Origin of the sequence: Marinilactibacillus sp. Marseille-P9653, assembly GCF_916618885.1 — a bacterium.
Lineage (GTDB): Bacteria > Bacillota > Bacilli > Lactobacillales > Carnobacteriaceae_A > Marinilactibacillus.
Genome location: NZ_CAKAKH010000001.1, coordinates 1,147,024 through 1,162,113, shown reverse-complemented (window position 1 = coordinate 1,162,113; position 15,090 = coordinate 1,147,024). Strand labels below are relative to the sequence as shown.

Sequence of the window (15,090 nt, the reverse complement as noted above, 5' to 3'; positions counted from 1 at the left end):
ATCTCCTTTTCTTTGTATCAGCTTAAAATATTGTCTGATAAGGAATATATTGATTATACATACCAGAAATAATAAATATCAAAATAAAGACAACTGTTGAAAAACCAACGAAGCCAATAATATTAATCATTTTATATCTCGTAATGTTCTGGAATAGATAAGGGACTAATAAGATTTCAGTAGTTGCGAATAGCGTACTAACTCTACCTCCAACTGTTTCTAGTCTACCTGTAGCAAGCAGTGCCAAGATTGCAATTAAGTAGGCCGTTGCTAGTATATTATACCATCCTTTTTCACTCGATTGATCTTTTCTAATGAAATAGACGGCACCAGTGAAAATCAAAATCTGCATCCATAAAATTGGATACTCAAGCCAAGCACCGCTCGCGTGTGACGGACTGGTAAAGTAGTTTTTGTAGCCTTCGGGAATCAAGGTGATAAACAGCGAAGGATTTTGAATGACAAATCCCATCAATGTAGCCAAAGCCATTAAGAAAAAAGCTTTTTTGAAATTGATCTCTTGCATAAAGTAATGAAGCATATAAATACCTATAAAGAGAATAGCTGAATAGTGAATCATTGATGCTAAGAAAATAATTCCTAAAAATTTGAGTGGTTCCTTTTTTTGAATATATGGGATTGCGAACAAGACGATAATAGCGACCAGGGAAGCTCTGACTTGTCCCATATCTCTTGCTAGGAAGTAGCGTGCATAGTAATAGACCATAACAAAAGAGGGATAACTGACATATTTGTATAAGAATATCGTTAATAAAATTAGAGATATCAACGAGAAGAACAAGACAAAAGTATAGTAGTTGAACCCAAGTGTTCTGAATAAAGCAACTAGAAACAGATATCCCGGTTCCAAGCGAATACTGCCGTCGAATAATTGACTAAAACTGTGTACTTCATCAAAGTACTGCTCATAGGAAGTGAAATCGTATCCTGTATAGTGTCTGAGACCAGCCATCAAACCAAGCAGTGATCCTGATATAAAAACAACTTTCTTATTATCTGTCAATGCTTCTAAGATTCCTAAACCGATCAGCATTAAGAATACAGCGATATAAAATACCATGTCTAACCTCCTACTTTGTAATTACTTGAATTGTAAATTTTAAATTGATGTTTTGAATATTCAGATCCTGTATGATTCATGAATACGAGGACACATAAGACCATTAGCCAGTAAGCTGGTCCCAAATAGCCACCTTTGGAAACATTCAGTAAAACAAACAGGACGCCTAACGCAAAGTTGTGTTTCATGATCGAAATAGTTAGTGCGAGCGCTGCGACTGTTCCAAGAATGCCTAAATCAGATTGGAAATAAGCAAATGTATTGGTAATGACTGGCGTATGCCCAATACCATTCCCAAACAGTATGGTGTTTCTTTGAATATAATGCCAGCTTTCGATCAAACGCATTTGAGCAGAGGTATCTTCTCCGCTAAATAAAGCCAAGGTTCTTTGCACTAAGGTCACTTCTATGAATTCCCAGAAAACAACCGTTAGCACAACGAGTCCAATAATCAATACCCAGTAACTGGAATGCCACTTCATTTCTTTGTCGATAATCTTTTTAGTGATTTTCATCCCAAAATACAGACCCATGATTCCAATCATACTATAAGAAAAGGTACTGAAAATGATCAAAGTCAGTAAGAAATTAAATAGCCACTGCTTCTCAAATTTTATTCGAGAAAATAAGTTGAATGCTAATACCAAATTCAAAAAGTAGCCAAAGTGTGCTGGTTCTGAAAACAGACTTCTCGTTCTGATGATTGCCGGATTAGATTCGAAAAAGTAACTATAAATGTCGTATCTGGTGAATTCCCAGAAGAATCTATACGGCAATTGCCCATCTGAATAGAGTGCAATCGTAATATAGATTCCAATCACCCCGAGAATCAGTGCCGCCCAGTTTAAAATCAATAAAAACTTCTTTTCAAAGCTTCTCTCTTTTATGTAGTTAAACAGACTTGTAATCACGACTAAATAAAAAGCAATTTTTATAAAGCTAGCGATGCCTAATCGAATATTGAAACTGTAATTTGTAAAAAACTGATACCCGTTATTGATGAGTATTATCGCTAATGGCAACCCTATCCATTTAACCTGTGTTGTTTTAACTTTGAATGCTCCAATAACGATCAGCGTTGCAAGCACAAACCCTAATGTGATATCCGCAAAGGTTACAATACTAATCAACCAGTCAGATAGAAAGAAAGAGAGGCTGACCATGCTTAGCAAGATCAAGCTCCAGATAGAAGCCTGCTGATGATTCCAGCTGTTCCATCTAGACCACATTGATTGTTTTTGCATCTCAACTTCTCCTTCCTTCATACTGTTTGATTGTTTATTTCAATACTTGAACTTTTTCTGGAATCTCCATCAATACGAGTTCTTCTTCAACACCTTGAGAAGAAACTTTGTCAAATAATATTTTGATTGTTTGTAACATGATTTTCACGTCCATAATCAGTGAATACTTTTTGATATACAGCAAATCGAAATTCAGTTTACTATTAAAGTCTGTCGCATATTTACCATATACTTGTGCATATCCGGTGATACCGGCACGAATATTGTGTCTTAAATAATAATAAGGATTTTCTTTTTCAAATTGTTCAACGAAGAATGGTCTTTCTGGTCTTGGTCCGACTAGTGCCATCTCGCCTTTTAGTACATTAATCAATTGCGGTAATTCATCAATTCTAAGTGCTCTGAAATATTTCCCTACCGGTGTAACTCTGACATCATTAGCGGTAGATAATACTGGTCCAGAATCTTGTTCAGCAGTTGCACCCATTGTTCTGAATTTCAAAATACTGAATTCTGTCTGATCTTTAGTAATTCTAGTTTGTTTATAGAATACAGGTCCTTTAGACGTTGCTTTCACTAAGATCGCTGCGATAAGCAAGATTGGCGAAGTAATGACCAAAAGAGCTAGCGAAACCACGAAATCAATCGTTCTTTTAACCAAATCATTTTCAGGAGAGATTCTGAAGTTTGAAGCTTCTATCACACTTTCGTCTTCAATACTCATGATGTTCGGATTGACTAGAACTAGGTTTTCAAAGTTTGTATTTAAAAAGAGCTTTTTGTCATTTCGAATCAATACTTCATAAATTTTCCTTTTTTCATCATCATCAATTTGATCTGCTAGATAAACTATATCAACTGAATCCATGTGCGCTTTGACATTTTCAAAATAGTGATCTACGTTTGCTTTTGTAATAATGTGGCGACTATTTTTCGAGTGCTCAAAGTTGTGGATGGCTTTTTTGCAGGCTTCTTTTGATCCCACAACCATGACTTTTTTTGTTCCATCAATACGTTCATACAGTTTGAATACCAATACTCTCCATAAGAAGAGCGCAATTGTACTGACAATAAAAATAATTGCTATAACACTTCTTGGGAAAGTAAACCATCTTCCAAAAAAGGTTGTTGCCATAATGATGAAAGACATCAGCAATTGTATAATGACGGTCAGATATAAGAAATCTGCTCGCGATTTATTATAGAGTATATAAACCCCAAACAAAATATTCAAAAATACAAATACAGCGAAAATGTAAAACATAGCACTTTCATATGACATGTAGTTGTAGTAAGGAATCTCCCATCCATATCTCACTAAAAAGGAGAACACAACAGATAAATGGAATATCACAACATCTGCTAATGCGATTAAAATCTTTTTTGTTCTATCAAATCCAACACTTTGTCCCATGAGGGAGCCTCCTAACATTACTCGTTGTCTCTATTGATTAGCCGATCTATCCGTTTTTCAATGCATTCATCATATAAATGATCATTTTCCAGGAATACGGTCTAATTTTTGTTTTAAAAGATAAAGTTTTCCATCTAACTTTCAGTTCTTTTATTCGCTCTTTTTTAGTTAACTGACTATCTTCTGCGATACTCAGCATAACGTAATTCAAAATAAAACTATCATACCCTTGACTACTAAAAACCGCTTTATGGTCTGCACCCCATTGTTCAGTGAAACGCCATCTGTTAATATACCCTATTCTGGTATCTTTGGGAACATCAGAATGATAGATAATCTGTGGTTCAGTATCTTGGATAATCGTCAAATTTTGTTCCTTATCCAGTTTCAGTAGCCAATCCCAATCTTGATGCTTTGGCAAACCAACCGTAAACGGTGTTTCTATCGCCATCCATTTCGGTACAAGTACGGTAGACGTTTGAATAAAACCGATATTTCTTAAGCCTTCTGTTTCAAACAAATAGTCAGCAATTTTACTTTTTCCACTTTCCTCATAGTTCACATTTGGTAAGGGGGTATACGTTTCTTGGTCTTTCTCTTTGTATCTTAATAATGTTGTAAAACAAAGAAAAGCTGTATCCGTAGTTAGATTTTTCTGTTTCAGTAAGGCTATCTGTGAAGTTAGTTTATTTTCAAACCATTCATCGTCATCATCCAGTAAGGCAATCAACTCACCTGTTGCAGCTCTAATTCCAATGTTTCGTGCTTCACTACCGCCCACTTTTTCTTCTGTTTGAATCAAGGTAATTTTGGTCGTTGACTTAGCTTTAATTTCATCTACTAATTGCTCAGTCGCGTTTGATACGCCATCAACGACCACTATAATTTCAACATTTTGATACGTTTGTTTTAAAACACTTTCCATCGCTCTTTTGAGAAAAGAAGGTCTATTAAATGTAGGGATCACTACACTGATCTGATTTTCGTTCATTTAATGTTCTATCCTTTCTCGTCTAATTCAAAATACCGTTTTAATGCTATAGCAATTTTCTGACTAGCTGTACCATCTCCATAAGGATTCAACGCTTGTGCCATTGCCAGATAAGCTTCTTTGTCATTCAACAAGGTTGTCATTTCAGTGTACACACGTTCCTGATTCGTACCAATCACTTTGAGCGTCCCAGCTTTTTGGCCTTCTGGTCTTTCAGTTTTGTCTCTTAATACTAAAACAGGAATATTTAATGCCGGCGCCTCCTCTTGCAAACCACCAGAATCTGTCAAGATCAGATATGATTTACTCATGACTTTATGGAACGCATCCACTTCCAATGGATCTACCAGTAGTATTCGCTCATGTCCTGCTAGAACCTCTTCAACTATTTCCTGCACGACGGGACTCATATGAACCGGCATAACCACCGCAACATCTGCGTTCTGATCAACAATTCTTCTTATGGCCTGGAAAACTTCTTTCATAGGTTCACCGTGATTTTCTCTACGGTGCATGGTAAGCAAAACCCATTTTTTATCCGTTGTCATCTGACTGAATAGATCATGCTCTACTTTTGAATCTTTTGTATATTGAATCGCATCGATTGCTGTATTACCCGTCACGATGATCTGACTTTTGGGTTTATGTTCATTCAACAAATTGTTTTTTGTCAATTCCGTTGGAACGAAAAATAAATCTGCTAAATTATCAATCAATTGGCGGTTTGCTTCTTCTGGGAAAGGAAAATACTTGTCGTATGTTCTAAGTCCCGCTTCCACATGACCAATCGGTATCTTTTGGTAATAAGCAGCAAGTGCCGCTGCAAAACTAGTGGTTGTATCCCCATGCACCAATACCATATCAGGTCGCTCTGTGATAAATCGTTCTTCTAAACCTTTCATGACATTGATCGTTATGTCTGAAAGGGTCTGATTTTTTTTCATAATATTTAAATCGTGATTTGGTTTGATCTCGAAAACTTTTAATACTTGGTCAAGCATTTCACGATGTTGCGCTGTGACAATGACCGTTACTTGAAAGACATTTGGATGCTTTTCAAGTTCTTTGATGACGGGTGCCATTTTTATCGCTTCTGGACGAGTACCAAAAACTAACGCGATTTTTTTCTTGTTCATTAGTTGTAGCCCTCAATTCACTAGCTTCAAAATTAATTCAGCTATTAGTTTATCATAGATTTGTTTAAGAAGTTATGAAGATTCTTTATCTTATTATACTGTTAAATAATGATCATTAAGAATCATTATCTGATTGCTTCTTCGTAAATTTTTTGTAAGCGTTCTGCGCTGGTCTCACTATTGAACCCTTTCATTTGGATGATCTTACACCTTTCTTCAATAGAAGGCTTTGTGTATTCCTCTGAAAGTAGTTGTTTCATGGTCTCTACCCAATCCTCTGGTTGATTTAAATCTAGAAACCTTAAAATCCCTAACCCTAAATCCACTTCACTTGGAATTGTATTTGAAGCCAGTGATCGAATACCAGCAGCTTGTGCTTCGATTAAAGAAATGCCTAGTCCCTCAAATAATGATGGAAATAAGAATAAGTCCAAGTCTATCAGCAGTTCGGCGATTTCTTCGCGATTTCCAAGGAAGTGTACTTTCCTATTGATCCCTAGTGTTTCAGCATACTCTTTCATCTTTTGAAGTTCTTCGCCGTCACCAATCAAAATCAAATGAGCATTCTGGTTTTGCAAGCTATATTCATGAAAGACTTCTAAAAGAAACGGATGATTCTTTATCTGTTTGAAACTCCCTACATGTCCGATTAATAAACTATCAGAAGATAAACCCAGTTCTTTTCTCAAACTTTGTTCACTGACTTTCAAGAAACTTTCTAACTCAATTCCGTTTGGTAAAAACTCCGCTTCTTCTTTTGTTCCAAAAACAAATTTATTTGCTGCGTAAGAGGCACCTAGTACATGCGTACTTGCTCTTTTTATCTGCCGACGCATTAAGTGAGTGTAGGCCTTTCTAGGTACCGAAAGGTTTTTACGTTCTTTGGAAGTGTGCGCATGCGCAATTCTAACCGGTACTTGAGCAGCTTTTGCAATCGGTAGAATGACACCGCTGAATAAATTCTGATGACAATGAACGATCTGGTAGTTTTGTTCTTTTAGTGTGAGTTTAAAAGCGTTTCTGAATTTCAAAAAATGTTTGTTGGGATAAGGTAGATAAAAAAAGCGGCTACCCATTGACTGAAATGTTTGAATCATATACGCATCATCTTTTGAGGTATCAGGACCATACAAACAGAAATCAAATCGAATATTTTTTGTTTTTAAAATACGATATTGATTCAATAAAAACTGTTCGACCCCGCCACGTTGTATGTTTTTCAAGATGTGTAGGACTTTGATTGGCTGATTATGCTCCATGTTATCCCCTTATTTATAGGTTTTCTCAAGATGAAGATTCTGTTTCAGTTTGAATCTAAGTACGTAATCTATCAAACTAATTGGGTAGACGATGCCGGCCAGCATTTTTCCTTTAATTGTATTAACTGGATCTCTTCTTTTAGCTAGTATAGCCGCTGAATTATAAGCAATCGCTGACACAAGTGCAACCTTATTCGTAGGCGCTAATTCAAGTAATTGTTTTTTAAATAGCATATAGCCGATAGGATTATTGATAATCAGTTGGTTTCGTTTTTTAGTCATACCTTCATTTTGATATTCAATAAACATCAACGGTTCTCTCACAACTAAAAAATCATACTCTTTGGACAAGCGGTCGTGCATATAACTGAGCGGAAAATATGTTTCCCCAGCTATTTCTGGGTATAAAAAATTTTTGATAATATTCGTTTTATAGACCTCTAAATATTCCGGTTCGATTCCAAGCTCATATCTAAGATGATGATAATTGATCATATCGTAGGATTCAGGAATTTTTTTGTTTTGCATTTGTTGTCCACTAGGTAGTCTACGTAAGCCAATCATTCCACAAGCATTCGGCTGATCGACCATCTTTTTATCATACCGTTCAATTACTTTAACAGCTTCTTCATGAAGCCAGTCATCTGAATCAAGACACATCCATAATGCTGTTTTCGATGCTTTGATTCCTTTATTCATTGATTTTGTTTTACCTTGGTTTTGTTGTTTTTCGTAAGAGATAGAAATAATATTTTGATCTCTCCATGCTTCGACCATCATTTCTGTTTCATCTTCAGACCCATCATCCAGTATATTCCAGACAAAGTTGTTAGACGTCTGAACGATTAAACTCGCATAAACTCTTTTCAGCTCTTGCGCCCGATTAAATGTCGGTGTAAATATGGTCAGCAATGGTTTTTTCGACACAATTCTATCTCCTTTTTTAAAGTTTCGGTGGCTTCAATGACTTGATATAGCGTGCTGGGTTTCCAGCATATAGAGCATTTGGTTCTGTTAGATTTTTTGTAACGACTGACCCAGCTCCTACAATGCTGCCTTCTGCAATTGTAATGCCTTTTAATACAGTCGTGTTGGCCCCAATCCAGCAGTCTCGTTCTATTTTGATTGGATCACTTTCATGATGTTTATGCTTTTTGTTTTCCATCCAATCACTCGTGCGGTATCCGGAAGAAATCAGAGAAACATTATAGGAAAGTGATACGCCATCTTCAATCACGATTCCGCCTCTTCCATAGAGGTAGACATTTTCATTTATCGTACTATTTTTTCCAATAGTAATCTTATCTCTATGAACAAGTTTCGGTATACCGTATACGATAACGCCTTGTTTATATAACGTACGATTCAATGATTTATGCATACTGATTCTGACCTTCATCCAAGCTCTGGAAATCCATTCAATCATGTTGCACCTCTTATTTCTGTACTCTGAGATATTTACTAGACACACTTTTCAGAAGCCACATTGGCGAAATAAACATAAACATCTGGCTGGAAGCTACGTAAAACAGATCTGAAATCCCGCAATTTCCTTGCTTGAAGATTCTGTAGTGTGCTTTGATGGTATCGATACAAGATCTCCAACTTTTTCTTCGTTTAAAGTTTTCTTCATTTGAACGAAAAAGGAGTAAAGATTCATTTAAATTGCGTGCTTTATAACCTTTATTGATCATTCTTGAAAACAAATCAATATCTTGTCTTCGTTTCAATGAACCGTACCCACCACTATCTATAACTGCAGATTTCTTGAACATAACAGTCGGGTGATTAAAGGCATTTCTTCTTTTGATGAATTGTTTGATTTCTTCTGTTTCGGTAGGAACCACTCTTGAAGAAACAATTCTATTAGGATCATCAATAAATTCATCTATCATGGTTCCGACGATCGCTAGTTCTGGATCTTTATGAAACGCTTCTATTTGATGCGCACATCTTTCTTTTAAAGAAATATCATCTGTATCCATTCGAGCAACCAGTTCGTTCTGGCAATTACTCAGACCGATATCTAATGCTCTTCCTAGTCCAACATTCTGCTCAAGAGGAATGATCTGTAAAACCCCTGGATACTGAGCATTATACTCCTCAAGTATCTGTTCAAGTTCTAAAGTCAATGGTCCATCTTTAACGATGACGATTTCCTCAGGAAAAGCCGTTTGTAGAAACATGCTATCTAAGCTTTGTTTCAAATAATTTGGTTGTTCCTTGATATACAGTGACATCAAGACGCTATACTTTTCTCTCAAACCATTATCCTCTTTCTATCTATCATTATATGTATTGTTGTTCTCAATAGAATTTATTATACAACAAAACCTCCAGTCAAAAAAGACAGTTGTCTAATGTATTGGGTTTTAAGGAGAAATTCTAATCATACTCTACTAAAAGCATAAAAAATCCCTAAAGACTGCTATTTAATCTAATCTTTAGGGAAAAATTTTATATTTTGTATCCAATTGTGGATCCTCAATCATATTAGCACATAATCCCATAACTCTTATAACCGGTTAATTGGATAATAGTTGAGTTCCGTTGACCCTATTTCGATCAATATATAGTCCAACTCCGAGAAAGTTATACGAGGGTCTGACCATATTTTCATAATGTCCTGGACTTTCTCTCCAAAGTTCATAAATGTTTTGAGCATACTCTAAACTTTGGTTTTCTAAATTAATTGAAGGAACACCAATATAAGCAATGTTTTCTCCAGCTCCATTAGTTGAATAATTAATTTCATCAAAGATAGTCCCAAAATTACTTCCATCAGGTCTAGTATGAGAAAACAGTTCTGTTAGTTCTCTAGAGCGAATACGAGCCCCTTTTCGTAATAAAGGCTGTTGTTCTAATGAGCTTAAGCTGTTTGTTCGTCTTAATTCGTTCGTACGCATGAATATATGATCTTCCATTTCCGATACAACAGCTTGATCCAGCATTACATCGTATGTTTCTCTATTTACAACAGCTTCTCCTCCGAATAATGTGAATCTAGACCATGGTGAAACTGAAATATAACTTCTGATACGAGTAGGTTCGTTTTGATTTGTTAACACAATTGGACTTCCCTCTTTTGCTGCTAATACAGATCCCGTTAGTGAATCTGGAAATTGTCTCCCAGTAGCAACGTAAATATGATCTGAATTTATATTGAAATAATCAATAACACTTTGGTTTGTTTCATAGCGCGTTGGACCAGCTAGTCTAGTTGGATTATTTAATTGGCTCACTACGTTATTAGTAATCGCTTCTTCTCCACCGATAATGTACGTTCTCTGGTAGCTATTGAAAGACACTCCAGCTGGTAATTCATTACCTCTTGAAAGATAGACCGGCATACCTTGCATAGCTGCAAAAGATGCGACTGACATAGCATCAGCAAAATCATAGCCATTCACAATAGCCGCTTCTGTGGAATTTGTCAGTGCAACAAGTTCTCTTGCGATCACTTGGGCAGTGTCAAAACGCGTTTCTCCTTCTAAACGCTCGGTTACCAATCCAAGAGCCGTTAATTCTCTTTCAATTTCTTCAGAAACTGCAGATCTACCACCTAATATAATGACTCTACTAGCATTTAATCGACCTATTTCTGCTCTAACTACCGGTTCTAACTGATTTCCTCTAGCTAATAAGATCGGTGCATCAAGTTGATGCGCCAGAGGAACACCTGCGAGTGCATCTGCAAAATTATGAGAGTCCGTAATCATAACAGTATTTGCCTGACTCCATCCACTATTTGAAATACTAACTGCCGTTTCAAAACGTCTTTCTCCAGAAATCCTGGATACTCTTTCTGAAGCGGCTTCTACTTTGATACTGCTAGTTAAAAATAGAAAAAATACTACTAATATACCTAAGCCTTTCAATACTCTCGGTACCGATTTGTTCATCTGATCTAGTCCTCTCTTTTTTTAAGTAGTCAATCCTTTAACAATGCCAAGGCTTCCTTACCTAGTTATACTTATATCATACAGAAAACTATTTTCAGATGACATATATTAACATCTTTATATTTAAGAAAGTTTTTTCCAACGTAAAAGAATAACGCAGATCAAAAAAATTTAAAAATGCTGGATTTTATAATGAAGTTAGCCACTTAGGCTAACCTACAAAAAACGCCATGTGAATTTCATGTTATATTGAAGTTACCGCTAACTCTCAATAGACAGGATGAATTCACATGACGCACTCTAACGATAACACATCAGCACGTAAGGGAAAACACTTATCTTATTCAGAACGGTCTCAAATTGCTATTTTAAAAACTGAGAACTACTCCAATCGTCAAATTGCGAATGCACTGGGACGTGTCCCGCAAACCATCAATAGTGAAATCCATCGTGGAACTATCACTCAACTTAAACGCCAAAAGCAAAACGGCAAAGTTTATGATTACTATACGACTATCTACGATCCCGATACCGGACAAGCAGCTTACGATAGGCTTCGATTGAACTGTGGCCGTCGGCCAAAATGGGCTGACACGGATGCATTTATTGAGTGGGCAGATGATAAATTGATACTAGAAAAGTGGTCTCCGGACGTGGTCATTGGTTTTGCTAAAACACATGACTTGTTTGACTCTTCTATTATTCCTTGTACAACGACTCTTTATGGATGGATTGACAAAGGTATCATGAGAACCAAGAATATGGATCTACTTGAAAAACTATCACGAAAACCAAAAGACACTTCTTATAGAGGACGAACAAACAAACGGATTTTAGGCCAATCTATTGAACAAAGACCTACAGAAATTGATAATAGACAGACTTTTGGACACTGGGAAATCGATACAGTTGTCGGAAATAAAGTGAAAACCGATTCGGTTTTATTGACGTTAGTTGAACGTCAAACACGCTTTGAAATCATCCTTAAGCTCAGAGGTAAAGATAAAGAATCCGTTGATCAGGCAATCCAACAATTACGGCTTAAAGCCGGCGATACCTTTTCTAAAGTATTTAAGACCATCACCTCGGATAATGGATCTGAGTTTGCAGGGCTTCACGAAGCGCTGAAAGAGACACTTGAAGTGTATTTTAGTCATCCGTATGCTTCGTGGGAAAGAGGCACAAGCGAGAACCAGCATAAATTTATCCGCCGATTTATTCCAAAAGGTAAAGCTATCAGTCATTTTAGTGAAACTCAGTGCTTGAGAATACAACAATGGATGAATGACTATCCTCGGAAAATACTTGGCTATAAAACCCCTCATGACTGTTTTGCCAATGCTCTACGCTTGTTGTCCCAAGTGGTCTAAGCACGTTAGTGCTAAAGAAATGACGACTATATCCTTCAACAACCTACTAACAATTAAGGTCAAATATCTTTTTTAACTAGGTGACTAACTTAAACTTGAAATTTACGAAAATTTAAAAATACTTCTTATTCTCTTTTACGATCTAAAAAAAACGCCCGTAAACAATCATTGTGATTGTTTACGGAGCGCCTTTGTATCGTAATTAGGGTTGTTGAGGAATAATTGTAATACGACCTTCTACTTCTGGTATTTCTTTTTCTGAAGCAATCCAGTCCATTAATAGATCACTCATCAATTCACCAGTATTTAACGTTACTTCTAGTCCTTCAAACATTGAGTATCCATCTCCACCAGCTGCTGTAAAGTCATTCATTCCGACAGAATACACGCGGTCTAAGTCAAGTGGTTCTCCATTGACCCTAACACTTTGAACTCTATTTCCTGGTTCTTCATTAATATCTACAACGACTTCTACACCAGAAAGATGTAAGAATCCACCATTTTGAGCTGGTAATACACGGTAAGAATATTCAAGAGCTTCTAGTAAGTTTCTTCCTGGAACATCTACAGATTGAGCAATATTGATAAACGGTAATACTGTCAAAACATCTCCACGAGTCACTTCTCCTGGAAGAATACTCTCACGAATACCGCCACCATTCATAATGCCAATTTCTGCATCAACACGTTGACGCATTGAATCTGCGACCAAATTTCCTAGGTTTGTTTCTTGAACTCTGACGTTTTCACGAGCACCTTCTAGTTTTGTATCAATAGAACCGATGACTTCACTCATTTGATCTTCAACATCAGCAACAACACCTGAAACATAGTCTCTTGTTTCAAGATTTGGTTCGATACCTTCTGTTGTATCATGTAGGTGTCCTTGTAAATCTAGTAACTCACCATTTACAAAAGTAAAGTCAACTACGCCTACTGCTTTAGTGTGTTCCCAAGCTTGAGCAATCACTGTTTCTGTTCCTGGGTGGAAAGTTGGGTTGTCGATCTTGTCGTGGCTGTGTCCACCAATAATCAAGTCAACGCCTTCAACATTTTCAGCAATTTGTTGATCGATAGAATAGCCTGAGTGCGAAAGAACTACAATGTTTTCGAAATCTTCAGATAGTTTATCCACTTCTGCTTGAGTCGCTTCAACTTCATCCGTAAACACAAGACCTTCTACGTTATTAGGGTGTGTAGAAGTTGGTGTTCCAGAAGATGCCAGTCCAATTACTGCTACATCATGTCCTAAGATTTCAGTTTCAAAATGTGCAGGGAATACATTTTCACCAGTTTCTGCATACTCTAAGTTTGCAGCTACAATTGGGAAATCTAGTTGGTCTTGAATTTCAAGCAGACGGTCAATTCCGTAGTTGAATTCATGATTTCCTGGAGCCATAACTTGGTATCCCATGTCGTTCATTGCTTGAATCATTGTTTCGCCTTCTGATAGGTTCACGTTATTTGTTCCGTGGAATGTATCTCCAGCATCCATGATCAGTACTTGATCTCTAATCCCTTCATAATGATCAAAGACACCATGAACGAATTCAAGACCTTTTACATCATCATTGCCACCATCTCCGACAGCCATACGACCATGGATATCGTTTGTATGAAGAATTGAAGCTGTTTCAACTTCAAACAAATCATTTAACTGAGTCTCGATTTCAGAGGAGACAGCACTTTCGCCACCTAGAATAGACAGTGAAGTAAATTTATTTTCAGTGATATAATCTGTTAAGTTTTCACTTGTGTTCGGTCTAACTAGTCCGAGTCCTGATTCGTTGTTTGCGACAAGTACTGAACCTGTTAATGCATCCGCAAAATTCGCTCCTGTAGAAACAAATAATTCTTTGCTATCTACTCCAAAGTGTTCAAGAACTTCGATATTTGTATCATATCTTGTTGCACCTTCAAGTCGAGTTGGATTATTCAATTCTGATTCAACTTCTTTAGAAACAGCTTGTTCTCCACCAATAATGAGTGTGTTTGCATATTTTTCAAGGTCTTCAGCATTAGACAATGTTTCCGTTCTGGTTAGGAAAATCGGCATACCTTCTTGTGCAGCAAAAGAAGCTACAGATAGAGCATCAGCAAACTCCATACCATCTACAACAACTGCTTGTTCAGATGGCGCTAACTCATCAGCAATTAATTTTGCTGTTTCAAAACGGTTTACACCACCAATACGTCTTGTAGAAATATTCAGTGAGTTAATATCTTTTTCAACATTTTCACTTACTGCTTGTTCGCCACCAAGAATGATTGCGTTTGTAACGCCTAATCTCCCCATTTCTGCAGCTGTTGTTGATCTTAGTTTATTTCCATCAACTAATAAAATCGGTGCATCTAATTGGTGAGCTAATGGTACGCCGGCTAAACTATCCGCAAACTCACTAGAATCAGCGATGATAACTGTGTCAGCAGATGAAAAAGCTTTTTGACTGATTTTTGAAGCTGTATGAAATCGTGTTTGTCCTTGAATTCTTGAAACTGGAGAATACTTAGTTGCTGCAGTTGTTGTCTGAGCATTTACTGTCTCAGTTTCGTTAAGTACACTTACACCTACAATAGTTGTAGTTAAAGCCATTGTTGTAAGTAATTTTTTTCCATTTTTAAACATTGTTCAATTCCTTTCCAGAATCAGATTTATGTATCTTATTGTGCCAATTAATCGTAGCATGACCTTA

At 36.7% G+C, this 15,090-nt stretch carries 12 protein-coding genes; 1 reads left to right on the top strand and 11 read right to left on the bottom strand.

The features are described 5' to 3' along the window. Positions 1-22: 22 nt before the first annotated feature. The 10 genes from LG377_RS05735 to LG377_RS05690 form a co-directional block, all read right to left on the bottom strand. A complete protein-coding gene (locus tag LG377_RS05735; protein WP_225743721.1) occupies positions 23-1,081 on the bottom strand; it encodes an EpsG family protein in 1,059 nt (352 codons plus the stop codon). A 2-nt stretch (positions 1,082-1,083) separates the two neighbouring features. Beyond that, positions 1,084-2,325, bottom strand: coding sequence for a hypothetical protein (locus LG377_RS05730; protein ID WP_225743720.1), 1,242 nt, complete (start codon positions 2,323-2,325; stop codon positions 1,084-1,086). A 34-nt stretch (positions 2,326-2,359) separates the two neighbouring features. Next, the gene (locus LG377_RS05725; protein ID WP_225743719.1) at positions 2,360-3,739 is read right to left on the bottom strand and encodes a sugar transferase; all 1,380 of its coding nucleotides are present in this window, start codon (positions 3,737-3,739) and stop codon (positions 2,360-2,362) included. Positions 3,740-3,785: 46 nt separating this feature from the next. Next, complete coding sequence (locus LG377_RS05720; RefSeq protein ID WP_225743718.1) at positions 3,786-4,730, bottom strand: glycosyltransferase family 2 protein; 945 nt, start codon at positions 4,728-4,730, stop codon at positions 3,786-3,788. A gap of 8 nt (positions 4,731-4,738) precedes the next feature. Then, positions 4,739-5,866, bottom strand: coding sequence for a non-hydrolyzing UDP-N-acetylglucosamine 2-epimerase (wecB, locus tag LG377_RS05715; RefSeq protein WP_225743717.1), 1,128 nt, complete (start codon positions 5,864-5,866; stop codon positions 4,739-4,741). Between the two features lie 125 nt (positions 5,867-5,991). Beyond that, entirely contained in the window at positions 5,992-7,125 is a 1,134-nt protein-coding gene (locus LG377_RS05710; RefSeq protein WP_225743716.1) for a glycosyltransferase, read from the bottom strand. A gap of 9 nt (positions 7,126-7,134) precedes the next feature. After that, positions 7,135-8,052 carry a glycosyltransferase family 2 protein gene (locus tag LG377_RS05705; RefSeq protein WP_225743715.1) on the bottom strand — a complete coding sequence of 306 codons (918 nt, stop codon included), beginning with the start codon at positions 8,050-8,052 and terminating at the stop codon, positions 7,135-7,137. Positions 8,053-8,068: 16 nt separating this feature from the next. Beyond that, positions 8,069-8,551, bottom strand: a complete 483-nt coding sequence (locus tag LG377_RS05700; protein ID WP_225743714.1) for a DapH/DapD/GlmU-related protein — start codon at positions 8,549-8,551, stop codon at positions 8,069-8,071. 10 nt (positions 8,552-8,561) lie between these two features. Then, a complete protein-coding gene (locus tag LG377_RS05695; RefSeq protein WP_225743713.1) occupies positions 8,562-9,389 on the bottom strand; it encodes a glycosyltransferase in 828 nt (275 codons plus the stop codon). A gap of 261 nt (positions 9,390-9,650) precedes the next feature. Beyond that, positions 9,651-11,027: a cell wall-binding repeat-containing protein gene (locus tag LG377_RS05690; protein ID WP_225743712.1), complete on the bottom strand. Its 1,377-nt coding sequence runs from the start codon at positions 11,025-11,027 to the stop codon at positions 9,651-9,653. Between the two features lie 290 nt (positions 11,028-11,317). Here LG377_RS05690 and LG377_RS05685 point away from each other — a divergent pair, with 290 nt between their 5' ends. Continuing rightward, positions 11,318-12,397 carry an IS30 family transposase gene (locus tag LG377_RS05685; protein ID WP_225743711.1) on the top strand — a complete coding sequence of 360 codons (1,080 nt, stop codon included), beginning with the start codon at positions 11,318-11,320 and terminating at the stop codon, positions 12,395-12,397. Between the two features lie 202 nt (positions 12,398-12,599). Here the strand turns inward: LG377_RS05685 and LG377_RS05680 are convergent, their stop codons facing one another. Next, a complete protein-coding gene (locus tag LG377_RS05680; protein ID WP_225743710.1) occupies positions 12,600-15,023 on the bottom strand; it encodes a cell wall-binding repeat-containing protein in 2,424 nt (807 codons plus the stop codon). Positions 15,024-15,090: the final 67 nt, after the last annotated feature.